The organism is Ornithinimicrobium panacihumi, from assembly GCF_052073805.1.
Taxonomy (GTDB): Bacteria; Actinomycetota; Actinomycetes; order Actinomycetales; family Dermatophilaceae; genus Ornithinicoccus; species Ornithinicoccus panacihumi.
Genome location: NZ_JBQGWG010000005.1, coordinates 134,154 through 148,236, shown reverse-complemented (window position 1 = coordinate 148,236; position 14,083 = coordinate 134,154). Strand labels below are relative to the sequence as shown.

Sequence of the window (14,083 nt, the reverse complement as noted above, 5' to 3'; positions counted from 1 at the left end):
CTCCGACCCGTGGTCGGAGCACCGCTTCTGGTCGCCTACCCTGGTGGGGTGTCGACCGTCCTTGAGCAGATCATCGAAGGGGTCCGCGAGGACCTCGCGCAGCGCCGTGCGGCCCTGCCCCTGGAGGAGCTGAAGGAGCGCGCGGTCACTGCCGCGCCGGCTCGTGACGTGCTCGCGGCCCTGCGCTCGGAGGGGATGCACGTCATCGCCGAGGTCAAGCGCAGCAGCCCCAGCAAGGGCGCGCTCGCGGCGATCGCCGACCCCGCCTCGTTGGCGGCCGACTACGAGGCCGGCGGGGCCAGCGTGATCAGCGTCCTGACCGAGGAGCGCCGCTTCGGCGGATCCCTGGCCGACCTGGACGCGGTGCGCGCCCGGGTGGACATCCCGATCCTGCGCAAGGACTTCGTCGTCGACCCCTACCAGGTGTGGGAGGCGCGCGCGCACGGCGCAGACCTGGTGCTGCTCATCGTGGCGGCGCTCGAGCAGGAGGTGCTCGTCGGGCTGCTGGAGCGGGTGGAGTCCCTGGGGATGCAGGCCCTCGTGGAGGTGCACGACGAGGGCGAGCTGCAGCGTGCGATCGCCGCCGGGGCGCGGATCATCGGCGTCAACAACCGCAACCTGCGCACCCTGGAGGTCGACCGGGACACCTTCGCCCGTCTGTCCCCCCTGCTGCCCGAGGGCGTCGTGCGCGTCGCCGAGTCCGGGGTGCGCGGGCCGTTGGACGTCATGGCCTTCGTGGCCGCCGGGGCCGACGTCGTCCTGGTGGGGGAGGCCCTGGTGACGGGGGAGTCGCCCCGAGAGGCCGTGGCCGAGATGATCGCGGCCGGGTCGCACCCGGCGGTGCACGGCGCGCCGGAGCAGGTCGAGGGTCGGTCGGGAGGAGCCCAGGCATGAGCGAGATCGGCAGGTTCGGCGACTTCGGCGGCCGGTTCGTCCCCGAGGCGCTGGTCGCGGCCCTCGACGCGCTGGAGCGGTCCTGGACCGAGGCGATGGCCGACGAGTCCTTCGTGGCCGAGCTGGAGCGTCTTCAGCGCGACTACACCGGACGTCCCTCGCCCCTGACGGAGGTGCCGCGCTTCGCCGAGCATGCCGGCGGGGCCCGGATCTTCCTCAAGCGGGAGGACCTCAACCACACCGGCTCGCACAAGATCAACAACGTCCTGGGCCAGGCCCTGCTGACGGTCCGGATGGGCAAGAAGAGGGTCATCGCCGAGACCGGGGCCGGCCAGCACGGCGTCGCCACGGCGACCGCGGCGGCGCTCCTGGGTCTGGAGTGCACCGTCTACATGGGCGAGGTGGACACCCGGCGCCAGGCGCTCAACGTGGCCCGGATGCGCCTGCTGGGCGCCGAGGTGATCCCGGTGTCGACCGGCAGCGCCACACTCAAGGACGCCATCAACGAGGCCATGCGCGACTGGGTGACCAACGTCGGCCACACCCACTACCTGCTCGGCACGGTCACGGGGCCCCATCCCTTCCCCACGATGGTCCGCGACTTCCACGCCGTCATCGGCCAGGAGGCCCGCGAGCAGGTGCTGGAGCGGGTCGGACGCCTGCCCGACGCCGTCTGCGCCTGCGTCGGCGGCGGCTCCAACGCGATGGGGATCTTCCACGCCTTCCGCGACGACGCCGAGGTGGCGCTGCACGGCTTCGAGGCCGGTGGCGAGGGCGTCTCCAGCGGTCGTCACGCGGCGCGCTTCTCCGGCGGCGTCCCCGGCGTGCTGCACGGGGCCGCGACCTACGTGCTCCAGGACGAGGACGGCCAGACGCTGGAGACGCACTCGGTCTCCGCCGGCCTGGACTATCCCTCCGTCGGACCCGAGCACGCCTTCCTCCACGACACCGGCCGGGCGACCTACGCGCCCGTGACCGACGACGAGGCGATGGAGGCCTTCTCCCTCCTGTGCCGGACCGAGGGCATCATCCCCGCGATCGAGAGCGCCCACGCGCTGGCCGGCGCGCTGCGGGTCGGGCCGGAGCTCGCGTCCCGCGCCGACGGGCAGGCGCCGGTGATCGTCGTCAGCCTGTCCGGGCGCGGCGACAAGGACGTGGACACCGCCGCCCGGTGGTTCGGCCTCATCGACGGGGCCGACCTGGTGGCGGCCGAGGAGCTCAAGGCCGCCGAGCCGGTGGCCGAGGCGGAAGGGAGCGGCTGGTGAGTGCGCTCGAGCAGGTCTTCGCCCGGTGCCAGGAGGAGGACCGGGCCGCCCTGGTCGCCTACCTGCCCGCGGGCTATCCCGACCTGGACGGGTCGCTGGCCGCCGCCCGGGCCGTCGTCGAGGCAGGCGCCGACGTCGTCGAGGTGGGCGTCCCCTACACCGACCCGCTCATGGACGGGCCGGTCATCCAGCAGGCCGCCACGCAGGCCCTGGACGGAGGCTTCCGTCTCGCGCACGTCTTCGAGGTCGTGCGGGCCGTCGCCGAGGCCGGCGCCGTGCCGGTGGTGATGTCCTACTACAACCCGCTGCTGCGCTACGGCCCGGACCACTTCGCCCGTGACCTCGCGGCGGCGGGCGGGGCCGGCGTCATCACTCCCGACCTCATCCCCGACGAGGCGGGGGAGTGGCTGGCGGCGGCGGAGCAGCACGGGGTGGACCCCATCTTCCTGGTCGCCCCCAGCTCCACCGACGCACGCATCGCGATGACCGTCGACGCGTGCCGTGGCTTCGTCTACGTCGCCTCGACCATGGGGGTGACCGGCACGCGCGCCCAGGTCGGCGACGGTGCCTCGCACCTCGTGCGGCGGGTCCGGGCGATCACCGGCACCGAGCTGCCCCTGTGCGTGGGGCTCGGGGTCAGCAGCGGCGCGCAGGCGGCCGAGGTGGCCGCGTTCGCCGACGGCGTCATCGTGGGCTCTGCGCTCATCAAGGCCCTGGGCGAGGACCCCGGCCTGGAGCGGCTGCGAGAGCTCACCGCCGAGCTGGCCGAGGGATGCCGCCGATGACCGCCGAACAGGACGTCCGCGCCTCGGCAGATCCCAGCGCCAGCAGCGCGGCGCGCGCGGGGATCCTGGCCGACCGTGCGGGCCTCGTGGGCCTGGTCGCCCGCCTCGTGCTCGGGGGCGTCCTCCTCGTGGCCGGCTGGCTCAAGGTCACCGACCTGACCGGATCGGTCCAGAGCGTGATGGCCTACGAGCTGTTCGACTACGAGACCTCGCGGCTGGTCGGCACCTTCCTGCCCATCATCGAGATCGCGGTGGGGCTCCTGCTCATCGTCGGGCTGCTCACCCGAGGGTCCGCCATCGTCGCCGGCATCCTGATGGTCGTCTTCATCGCCGGCATCGTCTCCGCCTGGTCCCGGGGACTGTCGATCGACTGCGGGTGCTTCGGCACCGGCGGCCCGGTCGCCCCCGAGGACACCGCATACCTGCCCGAGATCCTCCGGGACCTCGGTCTCCTGGCCGCCGCCGCCTGGCTGACCGTGCGTCCGCGCACGCCCCTGTCCATCGATGCACTCCTGATGAAAGGTCGCTGACCATGCCCCGTCCTCCCGCACCCCAGGTGAAGCCCGTCTCCCAGCGCGGACCGTCGATGGGACTCATCGGTGGCGTCGTCGTCGTGGCGGTCCTGCTCATCGCCGCGCTGGTCTGGGCCGCGACCCGGGGTGGCGGTCTTGACGCCACTGGCAGCAGCAGCACCCTTCCCGAGGGCGGTGGCGTCAGCCTCGGTCCCGGCGTGGACGCCGACGTGACCCAGGTCAAGATCTACGAGGACCTGCAGTGCCCGTGGTGCGGCGTGCTGGAGAACTCGATCGGCGAGGCTCTCACCGAGAAGGCCGCGGCGGGCGAGGTCAACGCGACCTTCATCATCATGTCCTTCCTGGACCAGAACCTGGGCAACGACTCCTCGGTGCGGGGCGCCAACGCCACGCTGTGCGCCGACGACGCCGACATCTTCGCCCCCTTCCACGCCTCGGTCTTCGCCAACCAGCCCGCCCAGGAGGGCACCGGCTTCACCGACGAGCAGTTCACCACCTGGGCCAAGGACGCCGGGCTCTCGGGCACCGAGCTGGAGACCTTCACCAGTTGCGTCGCCGACCTCACCCACCGCGACTACGTCGAGGACATGCAGCAGCGTGCCAACGAGGACGGCGTCAACGGCACCCCGCGGATGTATGTCAACGGCCAGGAGATCACCGACGAGGAGATGCGCGGCCTGATGGACGACGCGAGCACCCTCGACGCGGTCCTGACGGCCCACGCCGGCTGATCCGGAAGGGCCCGGACCAGCTGGGCCGCGAATCGATCAGGGCGCCCCGTGCCTCATGGCACGGGGCGCCCTCGTCGTCTGATGACGGAACGTCAACCTGATCCGGCTACTCTGTGCCCATGCGTCGAGCCAAGATCGTCTGCACCCTCGGTCCCGCCACCGACTCCTACGACCAGATCGAGGCCCTCGTGAGGGCCGGGATGGACATGGCACGCCTCAACCTCTCCCACGGCAGCCACGACGAGCACTACGAGCGCTACCTGCGCGTCCGCCGCGCCGGCGACGTCTGCAGTCACGCGGTGGCCGTCCTGGCCGACCTCCAGGGGCCCAAGATCCGCACCGAGACCTTCGCGGACGGTCCCGTGACCCTGGTGCCCGGAGAGCGCTTCACCATCACCAACCGGGACGTGGCGGGAGACCGCACGATCGTGGGCACGACCTACAAGGGCCTGCCCGGCGACGTGGCCGTGGGGGACGAGCTGCTCATCGACGACGGCAAGGTGATGCTGCGTGCGACCGAGGTGAGCGAGACCGACGTGGTCTGCACCGTCGAGGTCGGCGGGGTCGTCTCCAACCACAAGGGCATCAACCTGCCGGGTGCGGCCGTGAGCGTCCCTGCGCTGTCCGAGAAGGACGAGGAGGACCTGCGCTGGGCCGTGCGCTCCGGCGTGGACTTCGTGGCGCTGTCCTTCGTCCGGCGCGCCGAGGACATCACCCGGGTGCACGAGATCATGGACGAGGAGGGACGCCGCCTGCCGGTCATCGCCAAGATCGAGAAGCCCCAGGCCGTCGAGAACCTCGTCGAGATCGTCGACGCCTTCGACGGCGTCATGGTCGCCCGTGGTGACCTGGGCGTCGAGCTGCCGCTGGAGCAGGTGCCGCTGGTGCAGAAGGACGCCATCCAGCTGTGCCGCGAGAAGGCCAAGCCGGTCATCGTCGCGACCCAGGTCCTGGAGTCGATGATCGAGAACCCCCGGCCCACCCGGGCCGAGGCCAGCGACTGCGCTAACGCGGTGCTCGACGGCGCCGACGCGATCATGCTCTCGGGGGAGACCTCGGTGGGCAGGTGGCCGGTGGTGGCCGTCAAGACGATGGCCAACATCATCCACAGCACCGAGCGCCACGGCCTGGACCGGATCGCGCCGATCAAGACCAAGCCCCGCACCCCCGGCGGCGCCGTGACCCGGGCTGCGGTCTCCCTCGCCGAGGCTCTCGACGAGGTCAAGTATGTGGTGACCTTCACCCAGTCCGGCGACACCACCACCCGGATGGCGCGCATGCGCAACAAGGTCCCGATGCTGGCCTTCACCACCGAGCAGTCCACCCGCTCGCGCTTGGCGCTGACGTGGGGCGTGGAGACCTTCCTGGTGCCCTTCGTGTGGCACACCGACCAGATGGTGCTCCAGGTGGAGGAGGCCCTGCTGCGGGAGAAGCGGTGCCAGCGGGGAGACCTCGTGGTGATCGTCGCCGGCTCGCCCCCCGGCATCTCCGGCACGACCAACGCGCTGCGCCTGCACCGCGTCGGTGACCAGGTGCTCGGCGAGGCGCCCGCCTACACCGAGGATCCTGTCTGACCGGGCAGGTATGCTGTCCCGGTCGGTCCGACGCTCACCTGGCCGGGGTGGTGGAATGGCAGACACGGGGCACTCAAAATGCTCTGCCCGCAAGGGCGTGCGGGTTCAAGTCCCGCTCCCGGCACCAACTCTGACACCTCTCGACCCACCCTCCGACCGGGCAACGACCCGCTGGTCGGAGGCCGATACGCACAGATAGGCTAGCGTCGTGACCGATGCGAAGAAGCAGGCCGAGGCTCTGGACGCCCAGGCGGTGGAGCCAGACGTGGAGGCTACCGACGTCGAGGTGACCGCGGGGGAGGGCACCGGCGGTCCCGAGGGGGGCCTGCGCATCCTGCTCGCCGAGGACGAGGCGCTCATCCGCATGGACCTGGCCGAGATGCTCACCGAGGCCGGCCACCAGATCGTGGGTCAGGCGGCCGACGGTGAGCAGGCCGTGGCGATGGTCAAGGAGATCGGTCCCGACCTGGTGGTGATGGACATCAAGATGCCGGGGATGGACGGCATCTCGGCCGCCGAGCAGATCGGCAAGGAGGGCCTGGCGCCGGTGGTCATGCTCACCGCCTTCAGCGACAAGAACCTGGTCGAGCGGGCCCGCGACGCCGGGGTCATGTCCTATGTCGTGAAGCCGTTCAGCTCCGCAGACGTCCTTCCCGCGATCGACATCGCCCGGGCCCGCTGGGCCGAGCGCAAGGCGCTGGAGACCGAGGTCGCCGACCTGGGCGAGCGCTTCGAGACGCGCAAGCGCGTGGACCGCGCCAAGGGCCTGCTCATGGCCCAGCTCAAGCTGAGCGAGGCCGAGGCCTTCCGCTGGATCCAGAAGGCCGCGATGGACCGCCGCCTGTCGATGCGCGAGGTCGCCGACGCGGTCATCGCCGGCATGCCCTCCAAGAAGTAGTCAGCAAGAAGTAGTCAGCGCAGCCCGCCCACGAGGCTGACCAGCAGCGGGGCGACCAGCAGCGCCGGCAGCAGGTCACCGACCGGCACCGCCCGGATCCGCAGGAGCCGGAAGGCGATGCCGACCAGCAGCAGGCCGCCCACCGCGGTCAGGGCCGCGACGTGCGCCTCGGAGGCCACCTCGCCCAGCGTCATCCCGACGAGCGTGAGGCCTCCCTGCACCACGGCCACGGACACGGCCGACAGCAGCACCCCGACCCCGAAGGTCGAGGCGAAGGCGACCGAGGCGAAGAAGTCCAGGGCAGACTTCAGCGCGAGCTGCTCGATCCCCCGGCCCAGACCGTCGGACAGGGAGCCCAGGATGGTCAGCGGCCCGACGCAGAAGAGCAGCGAGGCGGTCAGCCAGCCCTCGATGAAGCGCTCCCTGGCCTCCTGGCCCTCCTCGGCCCCCGTCCACCGGTGCACGAGCCGCTGCACCTGGCCGGCCAGGGCCTCCAGCCGCTCCTCGATCCGCAGCAGGGAGCCGATGATCCCGCCCAGCAGAATGCTGCCCAGGACGACCAGGACCGGGGCACCCTGCCCTACGGCCTCGGCCAGGGCGGGGGAGGTCACGTCGAGGGCGGACAGGATCGCCACGAGCAGCGTCACGAGCCCGAGGGAGTCGGTGACCACGTCCCGGACCCTCTCGGGCAGACGGTGGCCGGCCACCATGCCCAGCGCGGCCCCGACGAGCACCGCGATGACATTGATCAGCGTGCCCAGTCCGGGGAAGGCGCCATCCATGGCGCAAGGGTAGGGCCTGCCGGCCCCGGACCCGTCACGCGCCCGGTGGCTTGTCCCTCAGCGCGCAGGTGAGGCGGGCGGTGCAGACCCGACGGTCCTGGTCGTCGGTGACGACGATCTCGTAGCTGGCGACCGAGCGTCCCAGCGACAGCGGGGTGGCCACCCCGGTCACCCAGCCCTCCCGGACGGCGCGGTGGTGCGTGGCGTTGAGGTCCACCCCCACCGAGATGCGGTCCGGTCCCGCGTGCAGCGCGGCGGCGATCGACCCCACCGTCTCGGCCAGCGCCGCCGACGCCCCGCCGTGCAGCAGCCCGTAGGGCTGGGTGTTCCCCTCCACCGGCATCCGCGCGGAGGTGCGCTGCGCACCGACCTCGAGAAGCTCCATACCCATCCGTTCGACCAGCGTTCCGCTGACGGTGAACGGAAAGTCCTCTGGGGTATGCGGTGCTGCGGCGGGGGTGCGGGCTGGGTCCTTGTCGGTCATGGGACATAGGCTGCCATGCGTGAGTCGACTGCTTCTGCTGGACGGACATTCGCTGGCCTACCGCGCCTTCTTCGCGCTGCCGGTCGAGAACTTCTCGACCACGACGGGGCAGAGCACCAACGGCGTCTACGGCTTCACCTCGATGCTCATCAACGTGCTGCGCGACGAGGTGCCCACCCACCTGGCGGTGGCCTTCGACCGGTCGAGGCAGACCTTCCGGACGCAGGAGTATGCGGAATACAAGGCCGGGCGCGCGAAGACCCCCAGCGAGTTCGTCGGTCAGGTTGACCTGGTCAAGGAGGTGCTCGACGCGCTGCGGATCCAGCACCTGGAGGCCGACGGCTACGAGGCCGACGACATCATCGCCACGCTGACCGCGCAGGCCCGTGCGGAGGGGATGGAAGTCCTCATCTGCTCCGGCGACCGCGACGCGCTGCAGCTGGTCGACGAGCGCACGACCGTGCTCTACCCGGTGCGTGGCGTCTCGGAGATGTGGCGGATGACGCCGTCGGCGGTGGAGGAGAAGTATGGCGTCCCGCCGGAGCGCTACAGCGACCTGGCCGCCCTCGTCGGTGAGAGCTCGGACAACCTGCCCGGCGTGCCCGGTGTCGGGCCGAAGACCGCCGCGAAGTGGATCACCCAGTTCGGCGACCTGTCCGGCATCGTCGACCATGCCGACCAGCTGACCGGCAAGGCCGGCCAGGCGACCCGCGACCACCTCGACCAGGTGCTGCGCAACCGTCGGCTCAACCAGCTCGTGGGCGACGTGGAGCTGCCCGTCACGGTCGCCGACCTGGAGGTCAAGGGCTGGGACCGGGAGGAGGTGCACCGCGTCTTCGACGGCCTGGAGTTCCGGGTGCTGCGCGAGCGGCTGTTCGCGACCCTGGAGTCCGCCGAGACCGAGGCGGAGGAGGGCATCGAGGTGCAGGGGACGCACCTGGGCGCCGGCGAGGTGGCGGCCTGGCTGGAGGAGCACGCCGGGCCGGACCAGCGCTGCGCCCTCGTCGTCCATGCCGACCCGCGCACGACAGCCGGGCCGGGCGGGGCGGCCGGCCTGGGGATGGCGGGGGAGGAGCACGGCGCCTATGTGGACCTGCTCGAGCTGACGACTGAGGACGAGCGGGCGCTGGCGGCCTACCTGGCCGACCCCGCCCGACCGAAGGTCCTGCACGACGGCAAGGGCCAGCTGGCCTCGCTGGAGGCGCGCGGCCTGCCCGTCGAGGGCGTCGTCAGCGACACGGCGCTGGCGGCCTATCTCGAGCGGCCGGACCAGCGGTCCTACGACCTGGCCGATCTGTCCCTGCGCTATCTGCGGCGCGAGCTGCGGTTGGACGACGAGCCCGGCGACCAGGGGACCCTCGACCTGACCTTCGGCGACGACGAGGCCGACCGGTCCGCGGCCAGGGCCGCCATGGTGCACGCGCGGGCGGTGCACGACCTCTCGCTGGCGCTGGACGAGCTGGCCGACGACGAGCAGCAGCGGCTGCTGCGCGACGTCGAGCTGCCGCTCGTGGGCGTGCTGCGTCGGATGGAGCAGGCTGGCATCGCGGTGGACCTGGACGCGCTGGAGGGGCTGGAGCGGGAGTTCGCCGACGCGATGGCCCAGGCGCAGCAGGATGCGTGGGCGGCCATCGACGACGACTCGATCAACCTGGGCTCGCCCAAGCAGCTCCAGGTCGTGCTCTTCGAGACGCTCGGCCTGCCCAAGACGCGCCGCACCAAGACTGGCTACACCACGGACGCCGACGCCCTGGTGGGGCTCTACGCCCAGACCGAGCATCCTTTCCTGGAGGCGCTGCTGCGGCACCGGGACAAGTCCCGGCTGCGGGTCACGGCGGAGGGGCTGATCAAGTCCGTGGCCGACGACGGACGGATCCACACCACATACCAGCAGACGATCGCAGCCACGGGCCGGCTCAGCTCGACCGAGCCCAACCTGCAGAACATCCCGATCCGCACCGAGGAGGGGCGCAGGCTCCGCGAGGTCTTCGTGGTGGGCCGCGACGGAGCCACGGAGCTGGACTACGAGTCGCTGCTCTCGGCCGACTACAGCCAGATCGAGATGCGGATCATGGCGCACCTGTCCGGTGACGAGGGACTCATCGAGGCCTTCCGGACGGGGGAGGACCTGCACCGCTTCGTCGGCTCCCGGGTCTTCGGCGTCGAGCCGCAGGACGTCACCGCCGAGATGCGGTCGAAGGTCAAGGCCATGAGCTACGGGCTGGCCTACGGGCTGTCGGCCTTCGGGCTGTCCAAGCAGCTGGGGATCTCCACCGGCGAGGCCAAGGAGCTGATGGAGGACTACTTCGAGCGTTTCGGTGGCGTGCGTGACTATCTGCGTGACGTCGTGGCCGAGGCGCGTCGGAGCGGCTTCACCGAGACCATCCTGGGCCGGCGCCGGCACCTGCCCGACCTGACCAGCGACAACCGCCAGCGGCGCGAGATGGCCGAGCGGATGGCGCTCAACGCCCCGATCCAGGGGTCGGCGGCCGACCTGATCAAGATCGCCATGCTGCGCACCGAGGCGGCCCTGCGCGAGGCGGGAGCGAAGTCCCGGATGCTGCTCCAGGTCCACGACGAGCTCGTCCTCGAGGTCGCCCCTGGCGAGCAGGAGCAGGTCGAGACGATCGTGCGTGAGCAGATGGGTGCCGCAGCCGACCTCACGGTCCCGCTGGACGTCAGCATCGGCGTCGGGCGCACCTGGCACGACGCCGCCCACTGACAAGCCAGGGGAAGATGAGAGGGCCGGGGGGAGGCTCGCAGATAACGATCGGGGCACAATCCGCGGCGGCGCGCCGTAGACCCTTGTGATCCGGGGTGGAGTTCTCTACCTTTCGTGGCACCCCCCCCGTGGCCGCGATGTGGCTGCCACTTGACTCATGAGGAGCAAAATGAGCTCGACTTCGCTTCGTCCTCGCGGATCCGTGCGGTCCCGCGGGATCGCGATCCTCGCTGCGTCCAGCCTGCTGCTTGCCGCCTGCGGCGGCAACGGGAATGGCGACGGCGAGGGCACCGACAGCCCCGGCGACGGTGGCACCACCGGTGACTCCGCGCCCGAGACCCAGGCGGCCGGCACCGCGGGTGAGCGTGACCTCACCCTCAAGGTGGGCACCGTCCTGCCGCAGACCGGCGCCCTCGCCTTCCTCGGCCCGCCCGAGGAGGCCGGTGTCCTCCTCGCCGAGAAGCACATCAACGAGGCCGACCTGGGCATCACGGTCGAGGTCACCCTGGGTGACTCCGGCGACCCGGACAACCGCGCCTACGCGACCACCGTGCCGGAGCTGCTCAACGCCGGCAACAACGTGATCGTCGGTGCCGCCTCCTCCGGTGTGTCCAAGCTGTTCATCGACGAGGTCGTCGCCGCCAAGCGCCTGATGATCTCCCCGGCCAACACCTCCCCGGAGTTCACCGACTGGGCCGACGACAACCTCTACTGGCGCACCGCGCCCTCGGACCTGCTCCAGGGCGAGGTGCTCGGCAACCTCATCGGCCAGGACGGTGTCCAGAACCTGGGCATCATGTACCTCAACGACGCCTACGGCACCGGTCTGGAGAAGGTCGTCACCGACACCTTCGAGGCGGCCGGCGGCACGGTGGTGGCCAGCGAGTCCTACAACGCCGGTGACACCACCTTCGACGCCCAGATCAGCTCGCTGTTGGCGCAGAACCCCGACGCGATCGCGATGATCACCTTCGAGGAGATCAAGACGATCCTCCCGGCGGTCGACGCCGCGGGCTTCGACATGAGCAAGCTGTACTTCGTCGACGGCAACATCTCCAACTACGGCGACGAGTTCGACGCCGGCCTCCTCGAGGGCTCCAAGGGCACCCAGCCCGGGCCGGACCTGGGCGACTCCTTCCGTGACGAGCTCAACGAGGTCTGGAAGGAGCACGACGGCAGCGAGCTGAAGGACTACAACTACGCCGCCGAGTCCTACGACGCCGTGGTCCTGGCCGCCCTGGCCGCACTGGCGGCCAACTCGGTCGAGGGCCCGGACATGGCCGGCAAGATGCAGGAGGTCTCCGGTGGCACCGGCGGCGGCGAGAAGTACGACAACTTCGCCGACGCGGCCCAGGCGATCGTCGACGGCAAGGTCGTGGACTACGACGGTCCGTCCGGCCCCATCACCTTCGACGAGAAGGGTGACCCCACCGAGGCCACCATCGGCATCTTCGAGTACGACGGCGAGAACAACCTGAACCGTCTGAACTGAGGCTGACGCGGCGGCCGTCCTCGTGGCGGCCGCCGCCAGCACCAGGCAACACGCACAAGCAGCAGAAGGCCCCCGGGAGATCCTCCCGGGGGCCTTCTGTCGTGCAGCGCGTGCGCTGCGATCGGTTCGTCAGTCCGTCAGCCTGTCAGTCCTGGCCGAGGGTGCCCAGGTAGAGGCCGATGACGCGCTCGTCGTTGAGCAGCTCCCGGCCGGTGCCGGTGTGGGCGTCACGGCCCTGGTCCAGCACGTAGGCGCGGTCGCAGATCTGCAGGCAGCGGCGGGCGTTCTGCTCGACCATGATGGTCGTGACGCCGGCCTGGTTGATCGAGGAGACCCGGATGAAGGCCTCGTCCTGCCGGACGGGGGACAGGCCGGCGGAGGGCTCGTCCAGGAGGAGCACCTCGGGCCGCATCATCAGGGCCCGGGACATGGCGACCATCTGGCGCTCACCACCGGACAAGGAGCCGGCGACCTGGCCGAGCCGGTCCTTGAGGGCCGGGAAGATGTCCAGGACGAACTCCAGGCTCTCCTTGATGAGGCCCGGCTTCTGGTAGGCGCCCATCTCGAGGTTCTCCAGGATGGTCAGCGTGGCGAAGACGTTCTCGGTCTGGGGGACCATGCCGACCCCCTTCTCGACCAGCTGGTTGGCCTTGAGGTTGGTGATGTCCTCGCCGCGCAGCGTGATGGAGCCGTCGCGGACGTTGACCAGCCCGAAGATCGCCTTGAGCAGAGTGCTCTTGCCGGCGCCGTTAGGGCCGATGATGCCGACCAGCTCGCCGTCGTAGGCCTGCAGGTTGGTGTCGGTGAGGATGTTGATCCCCGGCAGGTAGCCGGCCGTGACGCTGTTGACGTCGACGACCAGGCCGGCGCGCTCAGGCGCACCGGCCGGACGGTCGCGGGGCTCCTGGATGGTGTGCGTGGTCTCGCTCATCGGACCCTGTTGCCTTCCTCGTCGTAGCGGCCGGTGATGACGCCGATGTCCTGGTCGAGGTGACTGCCCAGATAGGCGTCGATCACGGCGGGGTCCTGCATGACTTCCTCGGGCGGGCCCTCGGCCACGACCCGGCCCTCGGCCATGACCACGACCCAGTCGGCGATGTGCCGGACCATGTGCATGTCGTGCTCGACGAAGAGGACGGTCATCCCCTCCTTCTTCAGGTCGAGGACGTGGTCGAGCAGCGACTGCACCAGGGCGGGGTTGACGCCGGCCATCGGCTCGTCCAGCAGGACGAACTCCGGCTCGGTCATCAGCGCGCGGGCCATCTCCAGCAGCTTGCGCTGGCCGCCGGACAGGGCGGCGGAGTAGTCGTCCTTCTTCGCGATCAGCTTGAACTTCTCGAGCAGGCCGAGAGCGCGCTGCTCGATCTGGTTCTCCTGCGAGCGCCACAGGAAGGGGAAGAAGCTGGCCAGCATCCGCTCACCGGTCTGGCCGGTCGCGCCCAGCTTCATGCTCTCCAGCACCGTGAGGCGCTGCAGGACCTTGGTGAGCTGGAAGGTGCGGACCTGGCCCATACGAGCGGTCTTGTAGGCTGGGATGCCCGCCAGGCCGCGCCCGTTGAACTCCCAGGTGCCGGTGTCGGGGGTGTCGAAGCCGCTGAGGAGGTTGAACAGCGTGGTCTTGCCGGCACCGTTCGGTCCGATCAGGGCCGTGATCGCATTCCGGGGGATCTCCACGTGCTCGACGTCGACGGCCTTGTTGCCGCCGAAGGACTTGGAGATGTTGTCCGCCACCATGATCGGGTCGCGCTTGGCCACGCCAGGGGCACCTGGCCCGGTGGCGAGGTCACGAGACTTCTCGACCAGGTGGGTGGGGGCGATGTCGAGGTCCTCGAGCAGCTCGTCGGCGTCTCCCGGGCGGGCCGTCTCCCCGAAGTCGCCCTCGTGGTCGAGAACCTCGACCTCGTCACGGGACTCGGGGACGGG

13 protein-coding genes and 1 tRNA gene are annotated in these 14,083 nt (G+C 70.6%); 10 read left to right on the top strand and 4 right to left on the bottom strand.

What is annotated here, in order from left to right; genetic code table 11:
- Positions 1-48 precede the first annotated feature (48 nt).
- The 8 genes from trpC to ACTMMA_RS07320 all read left to right on the top strand — a co-directional run bounded on the left by trpC (position 49) and on the right by ACTMMA_RS07320 (position 6,680).
- On the top strand, positions 49-894 hold the full coding sequence (gene trpC, locus ACTMMA_RS07355) for an indole-3-glycerol phosphate synthase TrpC (protein WP_441189459.1): 846 nt from the start codon (positions 49-51) through the stop codon (positions 892-894).
- Positions 891-2,159 carry a tryptophan synthase subunit beta gene (gene trpB / locus ACTMMA_RS07350; RefSeq protein WP_441189458.1) on the top strand — a complete coding sequence of 423 codons (1,269 nt, stop codon included), beginning with the start codon at positions 891-893 and terminating at the stop codon, positions 2,157-2,159. The genes trpC and trpB overlap by 4 nt, the downstream gene beginning before the upstream one ends.
- Positions 2,156-2,944 carry a tryptophan synthase subunit alpha gene (trpA, locus tag ACTMMA_RS07345; protein ID WP_441189457.1) on the top strand — a complete coding sequence of 263 codons (789 nt, stop codon included), beginning with the start codon at positions 2,156-2,158 and terminating at the stop codon, positions 2,942-2,944. Before trpB ends, trpA begins: the two co-directional genes overlap by 4 nt.
- Positions 2,941-3,474 carry a MauE/DoxX family redox-associated membrane protein gene (locus ACTMMA_RS07340; RefSeq protein WP_441189456.1) on the top strand — a complete coding sequence of 178 codons (534 nt, stop codon included), beginning with the start codon at positions 2,941-2,943 and terminating at the stop codon, positions 3,472-3,474. Before trpA ends, ACTMMA_RS07340 begins: the two co-directional genes overlap by 4 nt.
- A 2-nt stretch (positions 3,475-3,476) precedes the next feature.
- Positions 3,477-4,208 carry a DsbA family protein gene (locus ACTMMA_RS07335; RefSeq protein ID WP_441189455.1) on the top strand — a complete coding sequence of 244 codons (732 nt, stop codon included), beginning with the start codon at positions 3,477-3,479 and terminating at the stop codon, positions 4,206-4,208.
- Positions 4,209-4,327: 119 nt separating this feature from the next.
- A complete protein-coding gene (gene pyk / locus ACTMMA_RS07330) occupies positions 4,328-5,782 on the top strand; it encodes a pyruvate kinase (protein WP_441189454.1) in 1,455 nt (484 codons plus the stop codon).
- A 41-nt stretch (positions 5,783-5,823) separates the two neighbouring features.
- Positions 5,824-5,909: transfer RNA gene (locus tag ACTMMA_RS07325), tRNA-Leu, on the top strand.
- A gap of 159 nt (positions 5,910-6,068) precedes the next feature.
- Positions 6,069-6,680, top strand: coding sequence for an ANTAR domain-containing response regulator (locus ACTMMA_RS07320; protein ID WP_441189507.1), 612 nt, complete (start codon positions 6,069-6,071; stop codon positions 6,678-6,680).
- Positions 6,681-6,694: 14 nt separating this feature from the next.
- Here ACTMMA_RS07320 and ACTMMA_RS07315 read toward each other — a convergent pair whose 3' ends face one another.
- Both ACTMMA_RS07315 and ACTMMA_RS07310 read right to left on the bottom strand, forming a co-directional pair.
- Positions 6,695-7,462: a DUF554 domain-containing protein gene (locus ACTMMA_RS07315; protein ID WP_441189453.1), complete on the bottom strand. Its 768-nt coding sequence runs from the start codon at positions 7,460-7,462 to the stop codon at positions 6,695-6,697.
- A 34-nt stretch (positions 7,463-7,496) separates the two neighbouring features.
- The gene (locus tag ACTMMA_RS07310) at positions 7,497-7,946 is read right to left on the bottom strand and encodes a hotdog fold thioesterase (protein WP_441189452.1); all 450 of its coding nucleotides are present in this window, start codon (positions 7,944-7,946) and stop codon (positions 7,497-7,499) included.
- Positions 7,947-7,965: 19 nt separating this feature from the next.
- Between ACTMMA_RS07310 and polA the strand changes: the two genes are divergently transcribed.
- Together polA and ACTMMA_RS07300 are read left to right on the top strand one after the other, a co-directional pair.
- Positions 7,966-10,668, top strand: coding sequence for a DNA polymerase I (gene polA / locus ACTMMA_RS07305; protein WP_441189451.1), 2,703 nt, complete (start codon positions 7,966-7,968; stop codon positions 10,666-10,668).
- 202 nt (positions 10,669-10,870) lie between these two features.
- Positions 10,871-12,160 (top strand): ABC transporter substrate-binding protein, encoded by a 1,290-nt coding sequence (locus tag ACTMMA_RS07300; protein ID WP_441189450.1) that lies wholly within the window; start codon positions 10,871-10,873, stop codon positions 12,158-12,160.
- A 145-nt stretch (positions 12,161-12,305) separates the two neighbouring features.
- On the opposite strand, the gene ACTMMA_RS07295 is transcribed toward ACTMMA_RS07300, so the two are convergent.
- A complete protein-coding gene (locus ACTMMA_RS07295) occupies positions 12,306-13,091 on the bottom strand; it encodes an ABC transporter ATP-binding protein (protein WP_441189449.1) in 786 nt (261 codons plus the stop codon).
- On the bottom strand, positions 13,088-13,894 hold the full coding sequence (locus ACTMMA_RS07290; RefSeq protein WP_441189506.1) for an ABC transporter ATP-binding protein: 807 nt from the start codon (positions 13,892-13,894) through the stop codon (positions 13,088-13,090). The genes ACTMMA_RS07295 and ACTMMA_RS07290 overlap by 4 nt, the downstream gene beginning before the upstream one ends.
- Positions 13,895-14,083 lie beyond the last annotated feature (189 nt).

Excerpts from the sequence above, each read along its gene's own strand:
- trpB (WP_441189458.1), top strand. The coding sequence starts at position 891 with ATGAGCGAGATCGGCAGGTTCGGCGACTTCGGCGGCCGGTTCGTCCCC.
- ACTMMA_RS07340 (WP_441189456.1), top strand. The coding sequence starts at position 2,941 with ATGACCGCCGAACAGGACGTCCGCGCCTCGGCAGATCCCAGCGCCAGC.
- ACTMMA_RS07335 (WP_441189455.1), top strand. The coding sequence starts at position 3,477 with ATGCCCCGTCCTCCCGCACCCCAGGTGAAGCCCGTCTCCCAGCGCGGA.
- pyk (WP_441189454.1), top strand. The coding sequence starts at position 4,328 with ATGCGTCGAGCCAAGATCGTCTGCACCCTCGGTCCCGCCACCGACTCC.
- ACTMMA_RS07315 (WP_441189453.1), bottom strand. The coding sequence starts at position 7,462 with ATGGATGGCGCCTTCCCCGGACTGGGCACGCTGATCAATGTCATCGCG.
- ACTMMA_RS07310 (WP_441189452.1), bottom strand. The coding sequence starts at position 7,946 with ATGACCGACAAGGACCCAGCCCGCACCCCCGCCGCAGCACCGCATACC.
- ACTMMA_RS07295 (WP_441189449.1), bottom strand. The coding sequence starts at position 13,091 with ATGAGCGAGACCACGCACACCATCCAGGAGCCCCGCGACCGTCCGGCC.
- ACTMMA_RS07290 (WP_441189506.1), bottom strand. The coding sequence starts at position 13,894 with ATGGTGGCGGACAACATCTCCAAGTCCTTCGGCGGCAACAAGGCCGTC.